Origin of the sequence: Streptomyces sp. NPDC092296, from assembly GCF_044755465.1 — a bacterium.
Lineage (GTDB): Bacteria > Actinomycetota > Actinomycetes > Streptomycetales > Streptomycetaceae > Peterkaempfera.
In genome coordinates, this window is the sequence record NZ_JBIVRB010000010.1 from 18,135 (window position 1) to 44,079 (window position 25,945).

At 74.0% G+C, this 25,945-nt stretch carries 18 protein-coding genes; 8 read left to right on the plus strand and 10 right to left on the minus strand.

Translation table 11 applies throughout. From position 1 onward, the window contains the following. Positions 1 to 16: 16 nt before the first annotated feature. Positions 17 to 1,042 carry a BTAD domain-containing putative transcriptional regulator gene (locus ACIQGZ_RS20835; protein WP_402603694.1) on the plus strand — a complete coding sequence of 342 codons (1,026 nt, stop codon included), beginning with the start codon at positions 17 to 19 and terminating at the stop codon, positions 1,040 to 1,042. Positions 1,043 to 1,121: 79 nt separating this feature from the next. Here ACIQGZ_RS20835 and ACIQGZ_RS20840 read toward each other — a convergent pair whose 3' ends face one another. Further along, on the minus strand, positions 1,122 to 11,237 hold the full coding sequence (locus tag ACIQGZ_RS20840) for an amino acid adenylation domain-containing protein (RefSeq protein WP_402603696.1): 10,116 nt from the start codon (positions 11,235 to 11,237) through the stop codon (positions 1,122 to 1,124). A 221-nt stretch (positions 11,238 to 11,458) separates the two neighbouring features. Between ACIQGZ_RS20840 and ACIQGZ_RS20845 the strand changes: the two genes are divergently transcribed. The 7 genes from ACIQGZ_RS20845 to ACIQGZ_RS20875 all read left to right on the plus strand — a co-directional run bounded on the left by ACIQGZ_RS20845 (position 11,459) and on the right by ACIQGZ_RS20875 (position 18,004). Continuing rightward, entirely contained in the window at positions 11,459 to 12,409 is a 951-nt protein-coding gene (locus ACIQGZ_RS20845; protein ID WP_402603698.1) for a 3-oxoacyl-[acyl-carrier-protein] synthase III C-terminal domain-containing protein, read from the plus strand. Positions 12,410 to 12,423: 14 nt separating this feature from the next. Then, on the plus strand, positions 12,424 to 13,830 hold the full coding sequence (locus ACIQGZ_RS20850; RefSeq protein ID WP_402603700.1) for an ATP-grasp domain-containing protein: 1,407 nt from the start codon (positions 12,424 to 12,426) through the stop codon (positions 13,828 to 13,830). Then, complete coding sequence (gene lysA, locus ACIQGZ_RS20855) at positions 13,820 to 15,121, plus strand: diaminopimelate decarboxylase (protein ID WP_402603703.1); 1,302 nt, start codon at positions 13,820 to 13,822, stop codon at positions 15,119 to 15,121. The genes ACIQGZ_RS20850 and lysA overlap by 11 nt, the downstream gene beginning before the upstream one ends. An 82-nt stretch (positions 15,122 to 15,203) precedes the next feature. After that, entirely contained in the window at positions 15,204 to 15,479 is a 276-nt protein-coding gene (locus ACIQGZ_RS20860; RefSeq protein WP_402603705.1) for a phosphopantetheine-binding protein, read from the plus strand. A gap of 2 nt (positions 15,480 to 15,481) precedes the next feature. Further along, on the plus strand, positions 15,482 to 16,348 hold the full coding sequence (locus tag ACIQGZ_RS20865) for a hypothetical protein (protein WP_402603708.1): 867 nt from the start codon (positions 15,482 to 15,484) through the stop codon (positions 16,346 to 16,348). Further along, positions 16,345 to 16,986 carry a hypothetical protein gene (locus ACIQGZ_RS20870; RefSeq protein WP_402603710.1) on the plus strand — a complete coding sequence of 214 codons (642 nt, stop codon included), beginning with the start codon at positions 16,345 to 16,347 and terminating at the stop codon, positions 16,984 to 16,986. Before ACIQGZ_RS20865 ends, ACIQGZ_RS20870 begins: the two co-directional genes overlap by 4 nt. A gap of 253 nt (positions 16,987 to 17,239) precedes the next feature. Further along, positions 17,240 to 18,004: a BTAD domain-containing putative transcriptional regulator gene (locus ACIQGZ_RS20875; protein ID WP_402603712.1), complete on the plus strand. Its 765-nt coding sequence runs from the start codon at positions 17,240 to 17,242 to the stop codon at positions 18,002 to 18,004. A gap of 88 nt (positions 18,005 to 18,092) precedes the next feature. Here the strand turns inward: ACIQGZ_RS20875 and ACIQGZ_RS20880 are convergent, their stop codons facing one another. From ACIQGZ_RS20880 to ACIQGZ_RS20920, 9 genes are read right to left on the minus strand one after another with little or no spacing between them, the layout of a single operon-like run. Continuing rightward, positions 18,093 to 19,247 (minus strand): acyl-CoA dehydrogenase family protein, encoded by a 1,155-nt coding sequence (locus ACIQGZ_RS20880; RefSeq protein ID WP_402603714.1) that lies wholly within the window; start codon positions 19,245 to 19,247, stop codon positions 18,093 to 18,095. Between the two features lie 14 nt (positions 19,248 to 19,261). Beyond that, the gene (locus ACIQGZ_RS20885; protein ID WP_402603717.1) at positions 19,262 to 19,969 is read right to left on the minus strand and encodes a 2-hydroxychromene-2-carboxylate isomerase; all 708 of its coding nucleotides are present in this window, start codon (positions 19,967 to 19,969) and stop codon (positions 19,262 to 19,264) included. Next, positions 19,969 to 20,718: a 3-oxoacyl-[acyl-carrier-protein] reductase gene (gene fabG, locus ACIQGZ_RS20890; RefSeq protein WP_402603719.1), complete on the minus strand. Its 750-nt coding sequence runs from the start codon at positions 20,716 to 20,718 to the stop codon at positions 19,969 to 19,971. The genes ACIQGZ_RS20885 and fabG overlap by 1 nt, the downstream gene beginning before the upstream one ends. Continuing rightward, positions 20,718 to 21,248 carry a 3-hydroxyacyl-ACP dehydratase FabZ family protein gene (locus ACIQGZ_RS20895; protein WP_402603721.1) on the minus strand — a complete coding sequence of 177 codons (531 nt, stop codon included), beginning with the start codon at positions 21,246 to 21,248 and terminating at the stop codon, positions 20,718 to 20,720. Before ACIQGZ_RS20895 ends, fabG begins: the two co-directional genes overlap by 1 nt. Continuing rightward, on the minus strand, positions 21,245 to 21,745 hold the full coding sequence (locus ACIQGZ_RS20900) for a hypothetical protein (RefSeq protein WP_402603723.1): 501 nt from the start codon (positions 21,743 to 21,745) through the stop codon (positions 21,245 to 21,247). The genes ACIQGZ_RS20895 and ACIQGZ_RS20900 overlap by 4 nt, the downstream gene beginning before the upstream one ends. After that, entirely contained in the window at positions 21,726 to 22,838 is a 1,113-nt protein-coding gene (locus tag ACIQGZ_RS20905) for a beta-ketoacyl synthase N-terminal-like domain-containing protein (RefSeq protein WP_402603725.1), read from the minus strand. The genes ACIQGZ_RS20900 and ACIQGZ_RS20905 overlap by 20 nt, the downstream gene beginning before the upstream one ends. Continuing rightward, entirely contained in the window at positions 22,835 to 23,797 is a 963-nt protein-coding gene (locus tag ACIQGZ_RS20910) for a thioesterase family protein (protein WP_402603727.1), read from the minus strand. Before ACIQGZ_RS20910 ends, ACIQGZ_RS20905 begins: the two co-directional genes overlap by 4 nt. Further along, a complete protein-coding gene (locus ACIQGZ_RS20915) occupies positions 23,797 to 24,633 on the minus strand; it encodes an alpha/beta fold hydrolase (protein WP_402604033.1) in 837 nt (278 codons plus the stop codon). The genes ACIQGZ_RS20910 and ACIQGZ_RS20915 overlap by 1 nt, the downstream gene beginning before the upstream one ends. A 32-nt stretch (positions 24,634 to 24,665) precedes the next feature. Further along, positions 24,666 to 25,925, minus strand: coding sequence for a beta-ketoacyl-[acyl-carrier-protein] synthase family protein (locus ACIQGZ_RS20920; RefSeq protein WP_402603729.1), 1,260 nt, complete (start codon positions 25,923 to 25,925; stop codon positions 24,666 to 24,668). Positions 25,926 to 25,945 lie beyond the last annotated feature (20 nt).

Genomic DNA, 25,945 nt, shown 5'->3' on the forward strand with positions numbered 1-25,945 from the left:
CGGATCGGGGGACCGGGTGGAATTCCGCGTACTGGGGCCGTTGGAGGTCAGGCGCGAATCGACCGTGGTCTCCTTCCCCGGGGAGAAGACGAACACCGTCCTGGCGGTGCTGCTCCTGGCGAACCGCCGGACGGTCACGGACGGCAGCATGGGCGCACTGCTCTGGGGCGGGAATCCGCCCGGCACCGCCAGGGCCCAGATCTACTCCTATGTCTCGCAGCTGCGGAAGCAACTCGGGCCGGAGACGCTCATCCTCCGCAGCCAAGCCGGCTACCGGCTCCAGACAGCCGGACTCGCCCTTGACGCCGTCACCTTCGACACGCTGGCGCGCCAAGGCCACGAGGCGCTGCGGGAGGGCCGGTTCGAGTACGCCTCGGCGCGGCTGCGCGAGGCCCTCGACCTGTGGCGCGGGCCGGCCCTGGCCAACACGACGGAGTTCCTGCGCGAGGTGGAGGCGCCCCGGCTGGAGGAGGCCCGGCTGCTCGCGCTGGAGAACCGGATTCAGAGCGACCTGGCCCTCGGTGAGCATGAGCAGACGCTGCCCGAGCTGACCCGGCTGGTGGCCGAGCACCCGATGCGCGAGCGGATGCGTGCGCAGCTGATGACGGCGCTGTTCCGCTGCGGCCGGCAGGCCGACGCCCTCTTGACCTACCACCAGGGCCGCCGGGTGCTGGCCGAGCAGCTCGGTGTGGACCCCGGGGAACCCCTGCGCTCCACCTACCAGGCGATCCTGGCCGGGGAGTCGGAGCCGCCGCGCGGGCCGAGCAGCCGAGCCGCCGCCGTCCCGCTCCACCCGGTGCCGGTGCCGGTGCCCCGTGCCGGCCACACCGACCCCGGGTCGCGGCAGGCGGACCAGCCCGGTGACATGCTGATACGACTGCTGCGGACGGCCGCCGGGTCCGCCTCGGCGCCGTCGCCCGGCAGCCGGATGGACGCCGAGGAGCTGGTCCGCCGCTGTCGCAGTCACGCACTCGGCAGGCGGCTGCTGAACGCCCTCGATGAGGTCGCAGCCGGGCAGTCCGAGCTGCTGGCCACCGCCTGAGGGGCCGACCGGAGGCCGGTCGGCACCTCGGTCGGCAGGTGGTTCACGGTCGGCAGGTGGTTCACGGTCGGCAGGTGGTTCACGGTCGGCCCCCGTCCCGGACGGTGGCCGCCATGTGGAGCCGCTGCAACTCCGCGGCGACGGTGTTACCGATCAGCGCCGGCGCGTCCCGGTGCATCATGCGGTCACGGCCGCACGGCACCTGGTGCACGTCCACGCCACCGGCGACGTGCGGCCGCCACCGGGCCGCCCGCTGCTCGACCTGCTCCTCAGCGAGGTCCGCCGAGGCCACGAAGAGCTGCATGCGCCCCTTGAAGGTGCGCGGTCGGAAGGCGTTCAGCAAGCTGCCGTGGTGCCGCATCGAGCGGAGCATCGCGAGCACCCGCTCCTCGCCCATCGCCGCCAGCGGGCCGTTGCCGCGCCTGAGCGCGTCGACCACCTCCGCCGGGGTCGGCTCCCGGCCCGCGAAGGCCGCCCCGTCCCGGCCCAGCGGTTCGACCAGCCGGCCGAGCAGCGACCGGTCGTCGTCCTCCGCCGCCGCCGCCGTGCGCGGGTAGGAGTCGAGGTTGGCCAGCAGGCCGACCGTGGCCCCGGCGTCCTGGAGCCGCACCGCGATCTCGTGGGCCAGCGCTCCGCCGAAGGACCAGCCCAGCAGGTGGTAGGGACCCTCCGGGCGGACCGTGCGGATGATCCGGACGTACTCGGCGGCCAGCTCGCCCAGGCTCCCCGCCGGTGGCGCAAGTTCCGTGACGCTCGGTGACTGGAGGCCGTAGACCGGGTACTCGGCGCCGATGTGCCGGGCCAGCCCGAGGTAGGGCAGGCTGAGGCCGACACCGCTGTGGACGCAGAAGAGCGGCGGCCGGTCCCCGCTCGGCTTCAGCGTCAGGACGGTGGCGAACGGGTCCAGGTCGGCCATGCGCGGTGCCGTCGCCGCCGCCTCGCCCGGCTGCGCCAGGCCGACCGCCGAGAGCCGGGCGTCCGGATCGGCCGTGACGCTCCGCAGCACGGACAGCAGCTGCCGGGTGAGGCGGCGGGCGGTGCCCTCGGTGTAGAGGTCGGTGGCGTACTCCAGCAGGCCGCGCAGTCCCGACGGCCGCCCGTCGGCGTACTCCTCGTCGAACCGGAGCCGCAGGTCGAACTCGGTGACCCCGGACGCCACCGGCTCGCCCCGGACCGCCAGGCCGGGGAGCACGGCCGGCGGCTCCGCAGCGCTCCGCAGCACCAGCATCACCTGGCACAGCGGGTGCCGGCCCGGCGAGCGCGGCGGGTCGAGGGCTTCCACGAGGTGTTCGAAGGGGAGGTCCTGATGCGCGTAGGCGGCGAGGTCCGTCTTGCGCACCCGCTCCAGCAGCGCCCGGAAGGTGGGGTCCCCGCCGAGATCGGTGCGCAGCACCAGGGTGTTGCCGAAGTTGCCGACCAGACCGTCCAGTGCCTCATCGGTCCGACCCGAGACCGGGCTCCCCAGGGGGATGTCGTCACCCGCCCCGAGCCTGCCCAGCAGCACGGAGAGGGCCGCCTGCACCACCATGAACACGGTGCTGCCGGACTCCCGGGCCAGCGCGGACAGGGCCGCGTAGAGCGCCGGCTCCACGTCGAAGTCGACGCGCTGCGCGTTGTGGCTGCTGACGGCGGGCCGGGGCGAGTCCGTGGGCAGGGCCAGCTGCTCCGGCAGGCCGGCCAGGGCCCCGGTCCAGTAGGCGAGCTGATGGGACAGCACGCTGTCGGGGTCGGCGGCCGTCCCGAGCACGTCCCGCTGCCATGTGGAGAAGTCCGCGTACTGCACCGGGAGCGGCGCCCAACGCGGCGGCAGACCGGAGGTCCGTGCCTGGTAGGCCAGGCTCAGATCGCGCAGCAGTGGGGCGGTCGACCAGCCGTCGAAGGCGATCCGGTGGAGGGTCAGCGCCAGCACATAGCGGTGGCTGCCGAGGTCGAAGAGCCGGGTCCGCAGCGGGGGCTCGGCGGTGAGGTCGAAGCCGCGCCGCGCCTCCGTGGTGAGGGCGGCGGCCAGCTCCTCCTCCGGCAGCTCGGTCAGCTCCAGCAGCGGGTCGCCCGCCGGGGCCTCCAGCACGCGCTGGTGGGGCACGTCCCGCCGCGCCGGGAAGACCGAGCGGAGCACCTCGTGCCGCTGCACCACGTCACGCAACGCGGACTGCAACGCGTCCACGTCCAGCGGCCCGGTGATCCGCAGCGCGAGGGGGACGTGCCGGCTGCCGCGTCCGGTCTTCTCCCTCGACTCCGCCCGGTTGCCGGACCAGAGCCGGTGCTGGGCGTGGGAGAGCGGCGCCCGGGGACCGACGCCGGTGTGCTGGCGCGGCCGTGGGCGGCCGACCGGCCGGGTGGGCTCGGCGCCGGCCGCTCGGCGGGCCAGCCCGGCGGCGCTGCGCTCCTCGAACAGCGCCCGGATCGGCAGCTCGACGCCGAGCAGCGTACGGACCCGTCCGATGACGCGGGTGGCCAGCAGTGAGTGGCCGCCCAGGGCGAAGAAGTCGTCGTCGGCGCCTACCCGGTCCAGGCCGAGCACGTCGGCGATGACGCCGCAGAGGATTTCCTCCAGCTGGCTGCGCGGGCTCCTGCCGGCCGCGTGCCGGGCGAAGTCCGGCGCGGGGAGCGCCGCGCGGTCGATCTTGCCCTGCGGGGTCAGCGGCCATGCGTCCAGCAGGACGAAGGCGGCGGGCACCAGGTGCTCGGGCAGCGTCCCGGCCGCCAGGCGGTGCAGCTCCTCGGCCAGCCCGGGACCGGCGGACGGTTCGGTGACCGCGTGCGCCACCAGCCGCCGTTCGCCCGCAGCGTCCTGGTGGACCGACACCAGGCAGCTGCGGACCGCAGGGTGGGCGCCGACGGCCGCCTGCACCTCTCCCGGCTCGATCCGGAAGCCGCGCAACTGCACCTGATGGTCGCTGCGGCCGAGGAAGTCGAGCTGACCGTCGGGGAGCCAGCGCACCAGGTCGCCGGTGCGGTAGAGCCGCTCGCCGGGGGCGCCGAAGGGGTCGGCCACGAAGCGCGACGCGGTGAGCCCCGGGCGGCCCAGGTAGCCGAGGGCCAGCCCGCCGCCCAGGTACAGTTCCCCCGGCACCCCGGGGAGCACCGGGCGCAGCGCCGCGTCCAGGACGTGCACCCGATGGGCCGTGGTCGGCCGGCCGATCGGCGGCCGTTCGGCGGACGTGGACAGCGGACCGGCCACGGTCGCGGCCACCACGGCCTCGGTGGGCCCGTAGCCGTTGTACAGCCGCACCCGGTCGGCCCAGCGCTCCACGACCTCCGGCGGGCAGGCTTCGCCGGCCACCGCGACGGTCAGCTCGGCGGGCAGCACCGCGTCCTCGGGCAGTCCGGCCAGCACCATGGGCGGCAGGCCGGCCAGGGTGACCCCGGCCGAGTCGATCAGGTCCACCAGCGGCTTGCCGGGGCCCCGGCACTCGTCCTCGGCGACCACCAGCGTCCCGCCGTTGCCCAGCGCCAGGCCGAGTTCCCACACGGCGGCGTCGAAGGCGTAGGAGGCGAACTGCAGCACCCGGGTCCCGTGGTCCAACCCGAACCGCTCGCTGAGCGCGGCGACCATCGCGGCCAGGCCCCGGTGGTCCACCAGGACGCCCTTGGGCCGCCCGGTCGATCCGGAGGTGTGGATGAGGTAGGCGGGGAGCCGTGGGTCGAGCCGCTCGGCGCGTCCGCGTCGCGCGGGCCCCCCGGCCGGGTCGCCGTCGAGTCGGGCCGCCGTGGCCGGGGCGTCCAGGACGAGCACCGGCACCTCGGTCCGTGGCAGGGCCTCCGTCAGCGTCTCGGCGGTGAGCAGCAACTGCGGTCGCGCGTCGGAGAGCAGATAGCCGATGCGCTCCGACGGGTAGCCGGCGTCGATCGGGACGAAGGCGGCTCCGGCCTTGTGGACGGCCAGCATGGCGACGACCGTCTCCGGCGTCCTGGGCAGCGCGATCGCGACGATCCGTCCGGGCCCGACGCCGTGCTCCTCCAGCAGCGCGGCGAGCCGGTCGGCCCGCGCGTCGAGCCGCGCATAGCTCATGGCCTCCCCCCGGAACAGCACGGCGGGCGCTTCGGGGCGCCTGGCCGCCCAGCGCTCGAACAGCGCGGGGACGGTCGTCGCCGGCGCGTCGGCGGCGCGGCCGGCCCAGCCGCCGAGGACGGCTTCCCGCTCCCGCTCGGTGAGCGCCGACAGCTCCCGGAGCGGAGTGTCCGGGTGGTCCACCAGCGCGGCCAGCATGCGTACGAGGCGATCGGTGATCCGCTCGGCGGCGTCATCGTCCAGCGCCCCGGGCCGGTACTGCACCTGGAGCCGGAGCGCCGTCCCCGGGTGGACGGACAGTGCGAACGGGTACGAGGCGACGACCTGGGTCTCCCCGCTCAGGAAGCGCAGACCGGGCACCAGCCCCGCAAGGCTGCTCACATCGGCCAGGGGGTAGTTGTTGAAGTTCACCACGGTGTCGAACAGGTCGCCCACCCCCGCGAGCTGCTGGATCTCCGCCAGCCCGGTCTCCTGGTGGTCCGCCAGCTCGAACTGGCGCTCCTGTAGCGCGCGCAGCAGCTCCACCGCCGTGCACCCCGGTTCCAGGCGGACCCGCACCGGCAGCGTGTTGAGGAAGGAGCCGACGATCGCCTCCACGCCGGGCAGCTCGGCGGGGCGGCCGGAGTTGACCGCGCCGAAGATCACGTCCCGGCGGCCGGTCAGGTCGCCCAGCACCAGCGCCCACGCGCCCTGGAAGACGGTGTTGAGGGTGAGCCCGTGGCTGCGGGCCCAGGCCGCCAGCCGTGCCGAGAGCTCCTCGTCCACCTGGGTGGAGAGCTGACGCGGCAGCCGGGCCGGACCGCTGCGGTCGGCCGGGAGCAGCAGGCTCGGCTCCTCCACGCCGGCCAGCGCGGCCTGCCAGGCCGCCCGTCCGGCCTCGTCGTCGGCGGTGGCCAGCCAGGCGGCGTAGTCGCCGTAGGGCACGGCGGGCGGCAGGGACGCCGGGTCGGCGCCGGCCGCGTACAGGGTGAACAGCTCCTGCGCGAACAGCGCCATGGACCAGCCGTCCACCAGGGCGTGGTGGACGCTCCACATCAGCCGGTACCGCTCGGCTCCCAGGCGCAGCACCCGGAACCGGATCAGCGGTGGCGCGTCCAGGTCGAAGCGGCGGCAGAGCTCCTGCTCGGTCGCCTCCCGGAGCGCGGCGCGCCGTCCGTCGGGGCCGAGGGCGCGGAGGTCGCTCTCCGCCCAGGGCAGGCGCACCCGTTCCGGCACCACCAGCAGCGGTTCGCCGTCGTCGCCCTTCAGGAAGGCCCCGCGCAGATTCGGGTGCCGGCGCAGCAGCGCCTCGGCGCAGCGCCGCAGCAGCGCCGTGTCGAGCCGGCCCTCGACGTCCACCGCGATCTGGAGGGTGTACGGGTCAAGGCCCTCCCGGTCGAAGCCGGCCTGGAAGTACAGGCCCTGCTGCAACGGGGTGGTCGGCAGTACGTCGGTGAGCGGGCCGACCGCCCGCTGGAACCGCTCCACCTCGGCCTGTGCCAGGCGCAGCAGCGGGAAGTCGGAGGGGGTGCGGCCGCCGTCGCCGCCGGCGCGGGCCTGGGCGGCCAGGGCCTCCAGGGCGGCGGTCCAGCAGGCGGCCAGCTCCTCGACCTCCGCGCGGTCCAGCAGCCGCCCGGCCCACTCCCACTCCGTCACGAGGACCGGGCCCTCGGTCCGGTCCTCGGTCACCGAGGAGAGCTCGACCAGGTGGCGCAGCGGGGTGGTCGGGGCCGCGCCCAGGCCGACCGCCGCCTCCCCGCCGACCTGCCCCGCCCCGCCGACCGGAGCCCAGTCGCCCGCAGCGCTGGTGGCGAAGCGGCCGAGGTAGTTGAAGCCGACCGGTGGCACCGCGCCCCGCGCCAGCACCGGCTGGGTCTGCGGGTTGAGGTGGCGCAGCAGGCCGAAGCCGAGCCCGTGGTCGGGCAGGGCCCGCAGCCGCTCCTTGACGCTCTTGAGCACCGCGCTCGCCCCGGCGGTCACCTCCCCCGCGCCGAGCCTGATCGGGAACGCGCTGGTCAGCCAGCCGACGGTGCGCGACAGGTCCAGGCCGTCGGGGAGCTGTTCGCGCCCGTGGCCCTCGACCTCGACCAGCAGGTCCGCCGCAGGCAGCCCACGGCGGCCGCGCCACTCGGCCGCCGCCAGGACCAGCCCGGCCAACAGCACGTCGTTGACCTCGGCGTGGAACGCGGTGGGCACGGCGGTGAGCAGTTCCGCCGTCAGCGCGGTGGGCAGCTCGACGCGATGCCGGACCGCCGTGGCCCGCAGGTCGGCGGCCGGATCGAGCACCCGATCACCGAAGAGGACCGGTCCGGCCGCCGACTGCTCACGCCAGAGCGGGAGTTCGCCCAAGCGGGCCCGGGTGCGTGCCTCCCTTCCCAGGGCGGCCGCCCATCGGTGCGGCGAGGTGGGTACGGGCGCGGTGCGCGGAACCCGTCCCGCTGCGATGTCCTCCCAGACGGTCCGCAGGTCGCTGAGCAGGACCCGCCAGGAGACCCCGTCCACGGCCAGGTGGTGGCCGACCAGCAGCAGCCGGGCGGGCCGGTCCTCGGTCCGGGGCAGCAGGACCGCGCGCAGTACGACGCCGGACTCCGGGTCCAGCAGGGCGCGCGCCCGCGCGAGCGACCGCTCCTGCTCCGCAGCCGTTGCGGCCGGCCTGTCGGCGGACGCTGCGGCTGCGGCCGGTCCGTCGGCGGACGCCGCGACGGTGAGCAGCCGCTCGGCGCGGACCTCGGCGGCCGGCAGCGTCTCCAGCGTCCACAGCCCCTCGGCCGGGACGGTCAACCGCTGCCGCAAGGCGGGATGCCGGTCGATCAGTGCCTGGAGCGCGACCGTCAGCCGCGCGGCGTCGACCGCGTCGGGCAGCCGGACCACGACGTGCTGGCTGTACTCGGCCACGGTGCGGGAGTCGGCCCCCGTCAGCGTCTCGCGCAGTTGGTGCACGATCGGCAGGAGTTCGAGCTCGCCCACGGTCTCCTCGGTGTCGGCCCCGACCTCGCGCCCGGCGTCGGCCGGCTGCGGTGCCGGCCCGCCCGGGACGGCTTCGGCCACCTCCGCGATGGCCCGGGGTGTGCGGTAGTCGAAGACGTCACGGGCGGTGATCGCCAGACCGGCCAGGCGGGCGCGGCTGACCACCTGGATGGAGCTGATACTGTCGCCGCCGAGCTGGAAGAAGCTCTCCTCCGCGCCCACCTCCGGCACACCCAGGACCTCGGCGAGCACGGTGCACAGGACGTCCTCGTAGCGGCTGCGCGCGACCCTTGCGGGGGGCGGTGCCGCCGGGCCCGGCAGGGACAGCGCCATGCGGTCGACCTTGCCGTGTGCGGTGAGCGGGAACTCCGGGAGCACCGCCAGCTGAGCCGGGAGCAGGTACGCGGGAAGCAGTGCGGCGAGGCGGAGCCGCAGTCCGGCGGGGTCGGGCGAGGCGTCCGCGACGGGCACCACCCAGCCGGCCAGTTGCCTGCGGCCCCCGGCGTCGTCGACCACGCGGACCACGGCGTCCGCCACATCGGGCAGGCCGCGTAGCGCCGCCTCGACCTCGCCCGGCTCGATCCGGTGGCCACGGATCTTCACCTGCCGGTCGCCCCGGTCGAGGAACCGGAGGCGGCCGTCGGGCAGTTGGACGACGCGGTCACCGGTGCGGTACATCCGGCTGCCGGGCGGGCCGAAGGGGTCGGCCAGGAAGGAGACCGCGGTCCGGCCCGGATCGTCGAGGTAGCCGAGACCGACGCCGGTACCGGCGACATGGAGCTCTCCCGGCCGGCCCGGCGGGACCGGGCGCAGGTCGTCGTCCAGCACGTAGAGCGTGGTGTTGCGCAGCGGCAGGCCGATCGGCGCGGTGGGCCCCGGGAGTTCGGACTCGCCCGTGAGCAGGGCGTGCGTCACGTCGTCCGAGCACTCGGTGGGGCCGTAGGCGTTGAGCAGCGGGATGTCCGGATAGCGCCGCGTCCACCGGACCACCAGGTCCGAGGGCAGCGCCTCGCCGGTGACCACCAGGTATCGCAGTCGGCCCAGTGCCGGTGCGGCGCCGGTCTCGTCCCAGGCGTCCAGGGCGGCACGCAGCAGGGAGGGGACGACCTCCAGCACGGTCAAGGGCTCGCCGGCGGTCAGCGGGAAGAGCAGCTCGGGGTCGGCGGCGGTGTCCCGGTCCACGACCCGGACCCGGGCCCCCACCAGCAGCGGGGCGAGCATCTGCCAGACGGAGACGTCAAAGGTCACGGGTGCGTTCTGGACGACGGTGTCCGCCTCGGTCAGCTCCAGCGCATCGACCTTGGCCAGCAGGTGGTTGAGCATGCCCGCGTGGTGGACCATCGCACCCTTGGGCCGGCCGGTGGAGCCGGAGGTGTGGATGACGTAGGCCGGCTCGTCGGCCGCGCCGCACGGTGCGGGCAGCTCGTCCTCGGGCAGTTCGGCGCCGTCCAGGAGGATCACCCGGACCCCGCCGCCGGCCTCCCGGGCCAGGGCGCGGGCCTGCGCCAGGTGCTCCCGGTCGGCGAGGATCGAACCGGCGCCGCTGCGCGACAGCATCGGGACCAGCCGGGCCTCGGGGGCGTCGACGTCGAACGGGAGGTAGACCCCGCCCGCCCCGAGCACACCGCACACGGCGGTGATGAAGTCCAGGCCGGGCCGGGCCAGCACGGCGACCAGGCCGGGACGGCGGTGCGCCCCGTCGGCCGGTCCGCCCGTGCCCAGGGAGCGGGAGAGTGCTCCCGCCCGGCGCACCAGGGCGGCGTAGGTCAGCTCTCCCTCCGGGGCCACGACGGCGATCGCGTCGGGGTAGGCGGCGGCGGTCAGTCGTACGCGCTCCACCAGGTGCCCGCCGCTCTCCTCGACCCGGGGGCCCACCGCGGTCGGCCGCGCGTCGCGGGCCGGCTCGTCGACGCGGAGCCGCGCGAGCGGCGCCGCCGCGTCCGGCCCGGCGAACCGGGTGAGCAGTTCGGCCAGTCGGCGCGCGTGGGCGTCCATCGCGGCCTGGTCGTGACGGCCGTCGTTGCCGCTGAGATGGATCGTCAGGCCGCCCCCGGGTGCCTGGACGAGGGTGAGCTCGAAGTCGTCGATCAGGCCGGTCGACAGGTTGTGTACCGTCACCTCGCAGTCACCGAGGCGCAGTTCGGTCCGCTGCGGCAGGATGTTCACCAGCGGCCCGAACGGGCGGTGGTCGTCACTGCGCAGCCCGATCTCACGGCGGATGCGGCTCACCCGCAGCCGCTGGTGCGTGATCAGCGCGTTGAACTCGCGCGAGACCTGGGAGAGCAGCTCACGGCGGGTGCTCCGGTCGTCGATGCGCAGCCCCAGCGGCAGCGTGTTCGCGACCATCCCGGGCACCGCGCGCATCGTCGCGCCGACCCGGGCGGTGGCCGGAACGGTCAGCAGGACGTCGCGCCGCCCGGTGTACTTCCAGGTGTAGACGGCGACGGCGGCCATCACCACGGTCGGCCAGGTGACCGCGGCCTCCCGGGCCAGGGCGCGCAGCCGGTCGGCCACCTCGGGCGGCAGTTCGCAGCGGCTGCGCAGGAAGCCCGCGCCGGCCGTGCCGCCCGGCGCGGCCAGACTCACCGGCTCCGGGGGCTGCGGGAAGCGGCGACGCCAGTAGGCCAGGTCCCGTGCCTGGTGGGCCGAGCCCTGGTAGGCGGCCTCCCTGTCGAGCAGTTGCCGCAGGGGAGGCAGGCGCTTCCCGCCGTCGCCCCCCGGGGCCCCGTCCGGCTCGGCCCCGTCCGGCTCGGCCTCATACAGCTCGGCCTCATACAGCTCGGTCAGCCTGTCCCAGAAGAGCACCTGGCTGTAGCCGTCGCAGAGCAGGTGGTGGATGCACATGTAGAAGAAGGAGCGCTGTTCGCCGCAGTGGATCAGCGCGAAGCGGACCAGCGGGCCGTGCTCCCGGTCGAAGGGCGTGGCGAGGTCGTCGCGCATCCACGCGTGCGCCGCCTCCTCGTCCGGCAGCTCGGCGGTGCGGAAGGGGAGTTCGGTGACCGGTTCCACCACCTGCCGCAGTGCCCCGTCCACCTCGACGATCCGGGCCCGCATGCACTCCGCCTCCTGGACCAGCCCGGCCACCGCGCGGCGGAAGGCGTCGATGCGCAGCGGACCACGGATGTCCAGGTAGCCGGCGGTGTTGTAGTGGGCGCCGGCCCCGCCGAGCTTCTCGTCGAACCAGATGTCCGCCTGCCCGGCGGAGAGCGGCAGCACAAGGGAGGGGGCTTGCGTCATTCTGCTCTCCTGCCGGGTGAGGATCGACTGCGACTCATCCTTGGTGCCGCCGCTGACGGCACACTGACGGGCAACTGACCTCCGCCACCGGCCAGTCGGCCGCGAGTCGGTCCGCCGCGAGTCAGTCCGCCGCGAGTCAGTCCGCCGTCAGGGCGCGGTCAGCCCGGCCGCCTAGCCTGCCGGTCAGGGCCGAACCATGCGGTCGGAGGCGGAGGTCGTCCATGAAACAGCCCGGTGCCCCGGGATCGCCAGCGCTGCTGGCGATCTCCAGCCATCTCCCGGAGACCATCCCGGTCTCCGGGCTCCAGGACCGGTTGGCGCTGAGCGATCAGCAGGTGCGCCGGTTCACCCGGCTCTACGGCCTGGACCGGATCTGCCAGTCCGCCGCGTCGGAGGTCGACCTGCTGGTCGCCGCCGCCGGCAAGCTGGACGAACTGGCCGGCCGCGAGGAGGACGTGCGCTACATCGTCCGGGCCAAGGGGTTGCGTACCACCGCGCCCTATCCGCGCAACCCCGTGCAGGAGTTCCGGCAGGTGATGGGCCTCTCCCGCGCCCGGACCTTCGCGGTGGAGGACCACGGCTGCGCGACGGGGCTGCTCGCCCTGGACGTGGCCGCGACGCTGCTGGCGCAGGACGGCGACCCGGACGCCCTGGCGCTGGTGCTCCTCGGGGACAAGACGCTGACCCCGTTCTCCCAGTGGGTGGCCGACGTCTCCATCATGGGCGAGGGCGTCGCCGTGGCCCTGGTCGCGGCCGGTGGCACCCGGGACCGCATCCTCGGCTACGCGAGCCGGATCCACGGCCGCCCGGACGGTCAGATCGACATGACCCCGGACCTCGCCAAGCAGGCCCGGAAGATCTACCAGGACGCCTTGGCGGAGGTCGTGCAGGCCGCCTGCGAGCAGGCCGGGATCACCGTGGACGATCTGGACCTCGTGCTGCCGCACAACGTCAACCGGGTCTCCTGGACGGTCGCCGGGGACCGGCTCGGCCTGCCGCAGGAGAAGCTCTTCCTGGACAACATCGCCGCCACGGGGCACTGCTTCTGCGCCGATCCCTTCATCAACCACCGGAGCGCACGAGAGCTGGGCCGGCTCCAGCCGGGCGACCGGTACCTGATGACCTCTGCCGGGCTGGGACAGGCGTTCGCGGCCATGGTCCTGCAGCACTGAACGTAGGAGGGACGATGACCGACACCGTCAGCCGGGCCGCCCGCTTCCCCCGCTTCACCGACCGGCTCAGGACCGCGCTGGGCGCCCCAGGGGCACCGCTGGTGCTGCTGGGCAACTTCGAGGTCGAGGAGGCCTGGTCAGCCGAGGAACTCACCCTGCCGCGCTTCTCGGCGGACTCCGGCGCCGCCGTGGTCAACCGGATGGACGAGTTCACGCTCCTGCTCGCGGGCGAGCAGGACCATGTGGTCCTCAAGTCGGCCCCCGACCCGGCCTACCTCGCCTATCTGACCGCCCTGGGGCTTCAGCTGCCGCAGATCCATGCGGTGGCGGAGCACTGCCGCCGACCGGAGCGGACCGTCACCCTCGACGCCCTCGACGATCCGGAGCTGCTGGAGCGGCTCGGCTCGCTGGGCCGCTCCGGGGCGCGGCTGCTGCCGCACGGTACCTCTGCGGCGGAGAAACGGCTCGCCGAGCGCGCCGGCCTGCCGCTGGCGACGCCCGGCGCCGAGCTCTGCAAACGCGTCAACAGCAAGATCTACAGCCGCCGGCTGGCCGAGCAGCTGGGCCTGCGGCTCGCCCCCGGCTGGGCCTGCGAGACCCTCGACGAGCTGGCCCAGGCCTTCGAGCACGCCCGCAAGCTGCTGGGCGAGGGCCGCCGCACCGTGGTCAAGGAGGCGTTCGGGGTCTCCGGCAAGGGCATCACCATGCTTGACAGCGAACGCCGGATGGACCGGATCCTGACCATGGTCGCCGCCCAGGCACGCCGCTCGGGGCGCGACCGGATCGCCTTCGTGGTGGAGGAGTGGGTCGAGAACCTCGGCGACCTCAACTACCAGTTCACCGTGGGCAAGGACGGATCGGTCCACTTCGACTTCGTCAAGCAGGCGCTGACCGAGGGCGGTGTGCACAAGGGCCACCGCTTCCCGGCCCGGCTGACCGACCCGCAGTCGGCCGCGATCGTCGAGGTGGCGACCCTGCTCGGCCCGCTGCTGGCCGCCGACGGCTACCACGGAGTGGTGGGCGTGGACGCCCTGCTCACCGCCGACGGGGGCGTCCTGCCCGTGGTCGAGATCAACGCCCGCAACAACATGTCCACCTATCAGGCCCGCCTCCAGGAGGAGCTGCTGGGGCCGGACCAGGTGGCCCTCGCCCGGCACTACCCGCTGCGCCTCGACGCGGAGCTGGGCTTCGACCGGCTCCGCACCGTGCTGGACGGGCTGGTGCTGGACCGGCCGGGCGGCACCGGCCTGCTGGTCAACAACTTCGCGACCGTCAACGCCGGCCGGGACCTCCGGCCGGGCGAGTCCTTCGACGGCCGCCTGTACGCCATGGTGGTGGCCGGCTCGGCCGCCGAACTGACCGAGATCGACGAGGGCGTGAGCGCCCGACTCGCGGCGGAAGGAGTAGCCGGTGCCCGCTGAATTCGAGGTCCAGGGCCTCGTGATCACCGATATCGCCGAGGAGTTCGGCACCCCGCTGTACCTCTACGACGGCGAGGCCCTGCGGGACCGGGTCAGCTCGCTCCGCGCGCTGCTCCATCCCCGGCTGGAGATCTTCTACTCGCTCAAGGCCAATCCCAACGTCTCGGTCTGCGCGCTGCTCCACACGTTCGGCGCCAACGCCGAGATCTCCTCGCTGGTCGAGCTGCGCACCGCGCGGGCGGCCGGGGTGGCGCCGGAGGACATCCTCTTCCTGGGCCCCGGCAAGAGCGTCGAGGAGTTGGAAGCCTGCCTGGACGAGGGCGTCTTCGCGATCGTCTGCGAGTCCTTCGGCGAACTGGCCCTCATCGACGAGCTGGCCGCCCGGCGGGGGATCGTCGCCCGGGTCGCGCTGCGGGTCAACCCCGAGTTCGCGGTGAAGGGGTCGGGACTGACCATGGGCGGCAAGCCACGGCAGTTCGGCATCGACGAGGCCCAGTTGCTGGCCGCGTCCGACCTGGCCGACCGCCACCGGCACGTCCGGCTGGTGGGCATCCAGACCTATATGGGAACCAGAATCCTCGCCGCCGGTGCGGTGGTGGAGAACACCGAGCGGATTCTCGCGCTGGCGGAGCGCGTCTCGACCCGGCTGGGCTTCCCGCTGGAGCTGGTGGACGTCGGCGGCGGCCTGGGCGTGGCGTACTTCGAGGGGGAGGAGGACCTGGACCCGGCCGAACTGGCCACCGGGATCAACCCGTTGATCGCGGCGTTCGCGGACCGGCACCCCGGGGTCCGGCTGGTGATGGAGCTCGGCCGCTACCTGACGGCGGAGGCGGGCACCTATGTCACCCGGGTGCGCTATGTGAAGGAGTCCATGGGCCAGCGGTTCGCGGTGGCCGACGGCGGCACCAACCACCACATGGCGGCCGTGGGCATCGGCTCCTTCATCAAGCGCAACTTCCCGCTGGCCGTGCTCAACCGGCTGGACGAGCCGCCGACCGAGCTGTGGAACATCACCGGTCCGCTGTGCACCCCCAGCGACACCCTGGGCAAGCGGGCGCTGCTCCCGCCGCTCCGGGCCGGCGACCTGATCGGCGTGGGGCGCTCGGGCGCCTACGGGCCCAGCGCCTCGCCGGTCCTCTTCCTCAGCCACGGCCACCCGGCGGAGGTCCTGGTCTGGCGGGGCCGCGCCCACCTGGTCCGCCGACGGGACCGGGCGGAGGACCTGCTGGACCGGCAGCAGCTCGCCGACCTCGGTGAGCCGGCCGACCTCACCGCGAGCCCGGCCGGCTGACCGGCGCCGTCCCCACCGGCGAGGCACCGAGCCGGCGCCGCCGCACACACCCGCACACCCACCGAGAACCGGAGACACCGCCATGACCGAGACCAGCACCCACACCCCCGACCGCGCCGAGGTGATCGGCGTCATCGGCCGCTCCCTCGTCGTCGTCCTCGGCGACGGACTGCCCGCCCTCACCGAGGAGTCCCGCCTCTTCGACCAGGTCGGCCTGGACTCCAACGGCGTCTTCGAGCTGCTGATGGAGCTGGAGGAAGCCCTCGGCATCGAGCTGGACACCGACAACCTGGAGATGCGGCACTTCGAGAGCCTCGGCTCCCTGGCGGACTTCCTGCTCGCGGAGATGAGCAGCTGACGATGTATCAGGCAACCGCACCGCTGCTGACGCCGTCCGGGACCGACACACAGCACTCCGCACCGCTGCGCCTGGCGCGGGTCGTCCACCGCGCGTTCGGCCCGGGTGAGTCCCGCATCGACGACGAGTTCTCCACCCGGCACTTCACCGACATCGCCGGGGCCTACGGCCGGGACTACCGGCCGGACCTCGCCCCGGGGGGTACGGGCAACACCTTCGCGACGATGTCCCGTGAACTGGTGGAGGCCCTGGGCCCCGACGCCGCCGAGATCCAGGTGGCCGTGGTCGGCCATGTGACCCCGGACCTGGACTGCCGATCGGCCGCGACCACCTACCTCTCCGACGCGTGGCCGGCCGGGCCGCTCGCCTTCGGCGTCTCCGAGCAGGGCTGCTGCACCCCGCTCACCGCACTCCGGCTGGCCCAGGCGTACGCCGCGCGGCACGGACTGGAGCGGGCCCTGGTCCTCCTGCTGGACCAGGCGACGCTGCCGTACGAGACGGGGCGGCGGCTCGCCGGTGACGCGGGCATCGCGCTGCTGCTCAACCGGACCGGGACGCTCGCCGTGCCCGAGCCGAGGGTGCTCCCCGGCGTCGCCGCCGAGCGGGTCCGCGACACGCTGGCCGAGCAACTGGCGGACATCGGTCCCACCACCCTGCTGGTCGGGCCGGGCATCGACCCGGACCGCGACCTGCCCGCCGGGTCGGCGGCGCACCGCTCCGCCACGGGCTTCCCGGCCGTCGGCCTCTGGGCCGACCTCGCGGCCTCGGCGGAACTGCCGCTGCGCCGCCCGGCGGCTCTGATCGACCGGGACCCGGACAGCGGGGACCTGGCGATCTGCCTGCTCCGGCCGACGCCGGACTCGGCGTGAACGGCCCGGACCTCTGGTCCCGGGTCCACACCGCGGCCCGCGAGGAGGGACTGGCCCCCGCGTTGGCCCTGCTCTGCGCGCCGCAGGGCCCGGCCGGCCCGCCGTACGGACCACGCGGCCATGCGGTGCTGCCCGGCACGGACGTCGCTCCGCTGCCCGACGGCGCCACGGTGCTGGACACGGTGCCGCTGCCCGGCGGGTCGGTGACACTGCTGCGCCTGCGTGACGGGGCAGCGGACCCGCCGCCACCCGCGCCGGAGGGGTTCACCCAGGGGCTGGCCTGGCTGCGGCTCGGCCTCTCGCAGTGGCTCTGCCGGCAGGTGATGGCCTACCTCGCGACCCGCAACGTCGGCGGCGCCCCGCTGCTGCGGCAGCAGCTCGTCAAGGGCGCGATCGCGGACACCGTCGGGGAGCACCTGGAGCTGCGGGAGACCCTGGAGGCCGCAGGCGCCGACCCGCTGGACGCGGGCACGCTGGGCGACCTGCACCGCCAGCTCACCGTCACCGACCGGGCCCAGGTTCGCTTGCTGGGCGCCCGTGGCTACCTGGCCGAAGGGCCCGGACACGCCGCCTACCTCTCGGAGCTGCTGGCGGAGGCGTATCTGAACGAGACCGGTCCGAGCGGGCGGGTCGACTGACCTGATGTCGATTATATGTCTTCCATAGACCGGGGGGTGATCCTGCTCACAGCAGGACCACCCCCCGGCCACCTTCGAGGCGGACGACCAGTATCTGATCGCACGTCAGCCGGTCGGGGCGGCGGCCGAGCCCACGTGGACGGCGGAGGGCGGCCCACGGGTCAGCCGGCACCGGCCCGGCGTGGACTGCACCGTGCACGTGTCGATGCCCTGAGCCCGCCGAGTCCGTCCGCTCCGAAGGGGAAGCCTGTCCATGGAGGTACAGATACTCGGTTCGCTGGCGGTGCAGTCGGGGGATCAGCTGTACCGGCTGCCCTCCAAACGCGTACGCACCGTCCTCGCCCTGCTCGCCCTGACGCCCGGCGAGCCGGTGGGCGTCGACCACCTCATCGACCAACTCTGGCCGGACCGGCGGATGGGGAACTCCCGCAACGCCCTCCAGGCCAACATCGGCCGACTGCGCCGGTTCCTGGAGTCGATCACGGACAGCGGCACCGGCCGGGTGGTCCGCACCCTCAGCGAGAGCTATGTGCTGGAGCTGCCGCCAGAGGCGGTGGACTCCCATCTCTTCCTCTCCCTGGCCGAACGCGGCGCGATGGAGGTCGGCACCAGCCACGAGGAGGCCATAGCCCTGCTGGAACAGGCGCTGCGCCTGTGGCGCGGCCCGGCACTCTTCGACCTCTACGACAGCCCCCGGCTCCAGCTGGAGGCCCACCACCTCGACGAGCAGCGGCTGAGCGTCCGGGAGGACCTGATCGCCGCCAAGCTGGCGGTGGGGCGAATCCGCAGCGTCATCCCCGAGCTGCGCCAGCTCACCCAGCTGCACCCGGGCCGGGAGCGGTTCAGCGAGCAGCTGATGCAGGCCCTGTACCGCGACGGCCGGCAGACCGAGGCGCTGGACGTCTTCCACCGCACCCGCAGCTGGCTGGTGCGGGAACTGGGCCTGGAGCCCGGCCATCGGCTCTCCGGCGTCTACCACTCGATCCTGACGCACGACCCGGTCCTGGACCGGCAGTGAGAGCGGGACGACCAACCCTCCCCGCCCGGCCCGGCGCGGTTGCGACGGACCGGGCAGGGACGCTCCCGCGTACCGGCAGCGCCGCCGCTCAGGTGAGCTTGCCGCTGGCGAAGCCCTGGTAGACGTTGAGACGCTGCATCGCGCTGGTCCCCTCGATGAACTCCAGCGACCGCGCGTCCCGGGCCAGCTTGTCCAACAGCGGATGGTCGAGCCGCGCACCCGGCCCGAAGAGACCGCACGCCGCCAGGGTGGCATCCTCCGCCAGCGCGCTCGCCCGCAGTTTGGCCGCGGAGGCGAGCGGCCCGCCGTCGGGGCCGCCCGCGTCCACCGCGGCGGCGGCCCGGTGGACCAGCCGCCGGGTGGCGTCGACCCGCCGCTCCAACTGCTCCAGCCGGTCGTGCTCGCCCGTGCGGAGCGGGCCGCGATGGGCGCGGACGTACTCCAGCGCGGCGCGGGCCATGCCCACGCCGATCGCCGCCACCCCCGGCCGCAGCCGGTTGAAGGTCTGGATGAAGGCCCAGGTGCCACGGCGGCTCGGCGGGAGGTGGCGGCCGAGCAGCCGCTCCTCGGGGATCTCCACGCCGTCCAGCTCCACCGCGCTGATACACGCTCCGCGCAGCCCGATGGTCGGCAGGACCTCGGCCCGGTAGCCCGGCACCGCCGTCTCGGTGAGCACCGCGACCACGCCCAGCGGCCCCGGCCGGTTGCGGGCGAAGACCACGCCGAGCTGCGCTCGGGCCGCGTTGCCGACGAAGCGCTTGGCCCCGGTCAGCAGCGCCCCGCCGTCACCGGCGGGACGCAGGGCGGTCCGCATGGCGCTGGCGTCCGAGCCGTTGTCGGGCTCGGTGAGCGCGAAGAAGGTCCACAGGGGCTCGGCGAGCATCCGCCCGTAGAACCACTCCTTCTGCTGCTTGTCCGCCAGCAGCCCCACCAGGACGCCGGCCAGCAGCGGCCCCGGGGAGGCGACCAGGACACCGGCGTCGGCGCAGGACAGCTCCTCCATGATGACCGCGCGTTCCACGGCCCGGGTGCCGTGGAAGCGGTGCCCGGCGATCGGCTCGGGGTCGTTCCCGTACTCCGCCGGGATGCCCATGGTGGCGAGGTAGCGGACGGCGGGCAGGTCGAACCAGCCGCGCACCGCCGCGGGGTCGCGGTCCAGCTCCAGCGCTCGGGCGCGGAAGTCCCGCCCCCACTCCCGGAACTGCCCGCGCAGCGCGGTCAGGGGTCCGTCGAGTTCCGGCACGTCTCCTCCTCGGTTCAGCCGCAGCCGCCGGCGTGTCCCTCTTCGGAGGAGGGGCCGACGGAGCCGGGGCCGGACGGTACGGGCAGTGACTCCGCGCCGGGTGTCTGCGCGCGCAGATGCGCGACGAAGTCCGGCAGGCGGTCCCACCCCCAGAAGCGGTTGAACCCCTGAACGAAGAAGGGCACCCCGAAGACCCCGTCCCGGCAGAGATCGAGCAGCAGCCCGGCGCCCTGCTCGCGCAGGTCCGGGTCGGTCGCGGCCCCGGCGGTCTCCTCGGGGTCGAGGCCGAGTTCGGCCCCGAGCTCACCGACCACCGCCGGATCGCAGATGTTGCGGCCCTCCTCCCAGCGGGCCCGGTAGGCGGCGGCCACGAACTCCCGGCCCAGACCCTCCCTGCGGGCGACCAGGTAGGCGAGGTGCGGAACCTCCCAGACCGGCTCCCGGTCGACGGGCCACACCACCCGCCGGCCCAGCCGCTCCGCGAGCCGGCCGACGTCCTGGAGGATGTAGAGGTGCTTGGCACGCGACATCGGCACATAGGGGAAGGCGCCCCCCAGCTCGATGAGCCGGGCGGCACTCTTCTCGTCCGGCTCCCAGAAGGGCCGCCACTCCACCTGCTCCGCGACATCGGGGTGGTGCTCCAGCAACTCCCGGTGCGCCAGCCAGGAGTAGGGACTGCGCAGCGAGAAGTAGTAGCGCGGCTGCCTCGGCTTCCTGCCCATCAGAGCACCAACCCGCCATCCACGCCGAAGACCTGGCCGGTGATGTAGGAGGCGCGGTCGGAGGCGAGGAAGGACACCAGGTCCGCGACCTCCTCGGGCCGTCCGAAGCGGCCGAGGGGAATCCGCTCGGTCATCCTGCCGACGTGGTCCGGCGACAGGGAGGCGGTCATGTCGGTGTCGATGAAGCCGGGCGCCACCACATTGGCCCGGATGCCCCGTGGGCCGACCTCCTTGGCCAGCGCTTTGGTGAAGCCGATGATCCCCGCCTTGGAGGCCGAGTAGTTCGACTGGGTGGCGTGCCCGTGGACGCCGGCGATCGAGGACATCGTGATCAGCGCCCCGGTGCGGCGCTTCATCATCGCGAACACCGCCGAGCGGCAGACGTGGTAGGTCCCGTCGAGGTTGGTGCGCAGCACCGCCGACCAGTCCGCCTCCGGCAGCAGGACCAGCGGATTGTCGCGCACCAGCCCGGCGTTGGGGACCGCCACGTGCACCGGCCCGAGCTCCCGCTCGGTCCGCTTGACGAAGGCGTCCACCTCGGCGGCCTGCGCCACGTCCACCCGGCAGGCGAGCACCGAGGCTCCGAAGGCCGCGAACTCCTTCGCGGCGGCCTCCGCGGCCGCTTCGTCCGCCCGGTAGCAGAAGGCGATGTCATAGCCGTCCTGTGCGAGTCGGGCCGCCACACTGCGCCCTATCCCGCGTGATCCGCCCGTGATGAGTGCGACCGGGCGCTCTCCCTGGGATGCCATCAGTTCTCCTCTCCTTGCCCGACCGACGCGCCCGAGGCACCGTACGCATCGTCCGGCCCGTCGCCGCGCAGCGTCTCCGCCGGGCGCAGCGCTATGGTCATCTCGTCGATCTCCAGCAGCAGCCGGCCCTCGCAGCGGGTCTCGCCGGTCAGGATCGCGGTGCCACCCAGGTCGCGGAGGAGCCGGACCTCGTGCTCCACCAGCTGCCCCGGCCAGGCCGCGCCGCTCACCCGGACCCCCTTCAGGCCGGCCAGCAGTGCGACCGTGCCGGTGAGCACATCCGGGTTGGGCCGCTCCCAGCAGACCAGCAGCACCGCCGCCTGAGCCCAGGACTCCAGCAGCCAGCCCGTCGGGTAGGCATGGCGGCCGGGGGCCGCGTCCTCCTCGATGCCCGCGTAGCAGGGCTCCGCCGCGCTGACCGCCTTGCGTGCGCGCAGCCGCGTGCCCGGTTCCACCTCGACCACCTGGTCCACCAGCAGGACCGGGTGGCGGTGCGGCACCACCCGCCGGATCTCGGCGACGCCGATCACGGGCCCTCCCCCGAAGAAACAACGCCCGAAGAAACAACGCCCGAAGAAACAACGCCCGGAGAGACGACGCCCGGACAGGCGCTGGGCGGAGAGAGGCTGGGCGGATAGACGATGCGCAGCTTCGCCACCGGTCCGTGCGGGCCGTCGAGTCGGACGGCGGCCCGGGTGCCGCCCTCGGTCTCCTCGACCACGGCCTCCAGCCGGAGCCGCTCCTGCGGACGCACCGGCGCCAGGAATCTGGCCCGCTCCAGCAGCAGCGGCTGCTCCGGCTCCCGCCCGAGCGACCGGCACAGCAGGGTGTGCACCCGCTGGACCATGAAGAGTCCTGGGACCAGGGCGAACCCGGGGTAGTGACCGGCCTGGACGGCATCGTCCGGCCCCACCGCTCCGGCGCCGCGCAGGACCGTCCGGCCGTCGGTCTCCGCCGGCTCCAGCCGGTCCAGCGGCGGCACCGGTACGGCGGCCCGCTGCCCCGCGTCAGCCGGCCAGGACCGCACAGCCGACCATCCCGTCGCGGTCGATGCCGGTCACCAGCGCCACCTCACCGGGGGCCAGGACCCCCTGGTCGGCGGCGGCGAGCACGGCGGCCACCTGGACGGCCGTGGAGGCGGCCGAGGTGTCGCCGAGCAGGTCGCGGCAGTCCAGTACCCGGGACGGCGCGGCTCCCAGCGCGGCGGCCACGGCCGCCGTCTCCGTCTCCGCGTCCAGCGGGGCGAGCAGCCGGACGCGGTCCGCCGCGACACCGGCCCGGTCGAGGGCCGAGCGTACGCACTCCGTCAGCGCCTGCGCCGCCCCGCCCGGCCGGTGGTGGGCGCGGAACCGCACGCCGAGCAGGCGCGCCGAGGGCCTGCGGCCGGTCGTCGGCGTCGTCTCCTCGGCCTCCAGGAGGGCGACCGCCGCGGCTTCGCCGAGCACCCGGGGTTCCGCCGCCGCGGCCTCCTCCAGCCGGTGGCGCCGCACCGAGTACTCCTCGGCCGCTCCGCAGATCACCTGCTCGCAGTGGCCGCCCCGGTAGAGCCGGGAGGCGTACCCGAGGACGTGCAGACCGGTCAGGCTGCCCCCGGCCACGGTGCTGTTCGGTCCCTTGATGCCGTGCCAGATCGCGCTCTGGCCGGCGGCGCGGTTCATCACCGTGTTGGGAAAGCGGGCCGGGTCCACGTGGTAGGGCTTCTCCCCGGTCAGCGCGGACTCGGTGAAGTCCATGATGCTCTGGACGCTGCCGTGGCCGGTCCCCAGCACCAGCCCGACCCGCTCCGGCCGAACCAGCAGCTGCGGACCGCAGTCGGTGAGCAGCCGGTCCACCGCCGTCACCGCCAGCGCGGTGACCCGGTCCATGGTGCGGGTGCCCTTGCGGCCGAGCGCTTCGGCGGCGCTGAAGCCCGGCACCACCCCACCGCGCCCCGGGACGCCGGGGAGCGGCCCCGGGCCCAGCTCCGCCAGGGCGCTGCGGCCCGCCAGCACGCCGGCGCCGAAGGCCGCGCCGCCCACGCCGTACGGGGTGACGGCGGACCAGGCGGTGAGCACCAGCCGGGCCGTCGCACGCCCCTCGGCGCCGCCGACCGGCGGCGCCGAGGGGGCCGCCGCCGTCACCGGTTGCCCCGGCCGGTGATCCGCCCGGCCTTCCCGTGCAGGGCGTCGGTCAGGCGGTCGTCGAAGTCGACCAGGCTCCAGTCACGGCGGTTGCCGATGACGGCCCAGCCGTGGGTGATCTTCCCGGTCGCCGTCTGCACCAGCCTGCCGTCGCGTACGACGTAGCAGTCCATCCGCGCGGTGTAGGTGTACCGCTTGAAGACGTTCTCCACGGTGAAGACGGTGTGGACGGTCTCCTCCATGCGCGCCTCGTCGAGGATCTCGATCCGCGAGTGCGGGACGACCGGTATCCAGTCCTGCTCGTCGAGCAGCGTCTTGATGGAGACGCCCCGGTCCTGGAGGAAGAGGTCCACGACCTCCTCCATCAGGCGCAGATAGCCCGACATCTGCACCCGCTCGGTGAAGTGGCAGTAGAAGTACGGCATCCGCCAGGACCAGCCGAAGGCGTTCTGGCCCTCGACCAGCTGCGCGAGCGGGTCGGCACCGGTCACCTCGGCCGACTCCGCCTGCTCGTCGGTCCCCAGCCGGTCGACCACATAGGGCGCCAGCTGCGCCGGCGGCTGCTCGGCCGCGTGGCCCCGGGGGTCGAGCCGCAGCTGCACGGTGGCCTTGGAGACCACGGCCCTGATCCGCTCGCCATCGCGGTCCACGGTCAGCTCCACGGCGAACCGCAGCTCGTCGCCCGGCACCCGCCGGACGGTGGCGGAGGCGACGTCATCGATGTGGAAGGCGGTCAGGATCTTGGTGTCGATCCGGGTGATGTCGGTGCCGATGCCGAACCGCTCGTAGAGCGCGCCGGCCGGATGGCCCTGCTGGCGCAGGTGGTCGTAGATCGCCTCTTCGACCATGTAGTTGACGTGCTTGAACCCGATCCAGGTGCAGATGTTCGAGCCTTCGTAGCGGGGGCGGAGTTCCGTCGTGGTGATCGGTTCCGCTGCGGTGACGGTGCTCTGGCTCATCAGAAGTCCTTCTCGCTGTATGTCTGGGACCAGTGCGCTCCGGCCGCACTGTCGTCGCTGTCGTCGCTGTCGTCGCTGTCGTACGCGTCCCGGAGGAAGCCGGAGACCAGCCCGGCGACCAGGTCCGGCTGTTCGACCATGGGGAAGTGCCCCCCGTCAGGGAGCGGGGCGTGACGGCCACCGGGCAGCCGCACGGCCAGGGCCCGGCCCTCCGCGGCCGGGGCCACCCGGTCCCGCCCGCCCGCGACGACGAGCGTCGGGGCCGTGACCGCCGGCAGGTCGAGGAACGGGGTCCGCAGATAGGTCTCGAAGAACCGCATCCAGCCGTACGGCCCTATCTGGTCGCGCAGGCACCGGGCCAGCCAGTCGCGGCGTGCCCTCGGGTGGCGGCCGGTCACGCCGACCTCCAGGGCCTCCGCGAAGGTCTGGTGGAAGTCGTTGAGGTAGTGGCTGATGGTCGGCCAGTCGAAGTCGTCCGGGCTGGACCGGTAGAAGGGGCTAAGCAGGACGGTGGGAACCGGCGCGATCAGCCGCGACGCGAGAGCCTCCAGGAGCAGGTTGGCCGCGTAGGAGTGCGCGACGACCGCGTCGAAGGGCGCTCCCGAGGGCTTGGCGGGTCGCCGCACCAGCTCGGCCAGCGCATCGGCCGGCGCGGCCGTGTCCTGGCCCCAGCCGCTCCGGCGCAGGCCGCCGGCCCAGGGCAGTTCGGCGTCCCAGACCTCGTGGTCCTCGTCCAGGTGTGTGATCATCCGGTCCCACACGGCGGGATTGCCGCCCAGGCCGTGCAGCAGCAGGACCCGGCGGGGCCGGGCACCTGCTCCCGCCGCCCGTCGCAGTGCGCGACCCCAGGCGTCACGGCCGGGCCGACTCACCGTTCCGGCTCGTAGCGGCCGAGGATCAGCACCGCGTTGTTGCCCGCGAAGGCCAGGGCGTTGTTCTGCACGATGCGGACATCGGCCTGGCGCGCCTGGTTGGGCACCGGGTCGATACCGCACTCCTCGTCCGTCGTCCGGTGGTTGATGGTCGGCGGGATGAACCCCTCCGTGATGGCCAGCGCGCACGCGGCCGAGGCCAGCGCACTGGCCGCGCCCATGGTGTGCCCGAGCATTCCCTTCACCGAGACGGTCGGCGGCGCGTCGCTGAAGACCTGCCGGATCGCCCCGGCCTCAGTGACGTCATTGGCCTTGGTCCCGGTGCCGTGCGCGGAGATGAAGTCGATCTGCTCCGGCTTCACCCCGGCGTTGCGGTGGGCGAGCTCCATGCAGCGGGCGAGGCTGTCCCGGTCCGGTGCGACCGGATGGCTGGCGTCGCAGTTCAGGCCGTAGCCCAGCACCTCCGCGTAGATGCGGGCGCCGCGCCGCCGGGCGGACTCCAGGCTCTCCAGCAGCAGGATGCCGCCGCCTTCACCGGTGAGGATGCCCTTCCGGTCGCTGTCGAACGGGCGGCAGACATCCGGTGCGATGGTCCCCAGCCGGTAGAAGCCGGTGAAGGTCTTCCGGCAGACCGCGTCGGCGCCGCCGCACAGCGCCATGTCGACCTCACCCGCCCGGATGGCGTCGTAGCCCGACCCGATGGCGTAGTTGCCGGCCGCGCAGGCGGTCGGGATGGTGACGGCCTCCGCGTCGACCAGTTCGAGTTCGCGCACGATGCCGCTGGAGAGTGCGCCGGCCGAGGCCCGGCGCGCCACCCGCCCGTCGACGGGCTCCCCGGCGAGCTGCCGCGCCACCAGCTCGTCCAGGTCCCTGGACTCCCCGTCGGTGGTGCCGACGGAGACCAGCACCGCGCGGCTGCGCAGCTCGTCCAGGCCCAGCCCCGCGTCGTCGACGGCCATGCGGGCCGCCGCGACCGAGAACTGGCTCGCCCGGCCGAGCTCCTCCGGGTCCAGCACCTCGATCCACCGCGACGGATCGAAGTCGTCGATCTCGCAGCCGTTGGCATGGGCGAATCCGCTGGTGTCGAACGCGGTGATCGGCTTGACCCGGCTGCGGCCGGAGCGCAGACCCTCCAGGAACTCCGTCACCCCGATGCCGATGCTGGTGACCACCCCGATTCCGGTGACGACCACCCGGTGCGGCCCGTGCCCGCCGCTCACCGTCTGATCCCCGGTGTGATCCACGGTGTGATCCACGGTGTGTCCCCTTCCTCCGC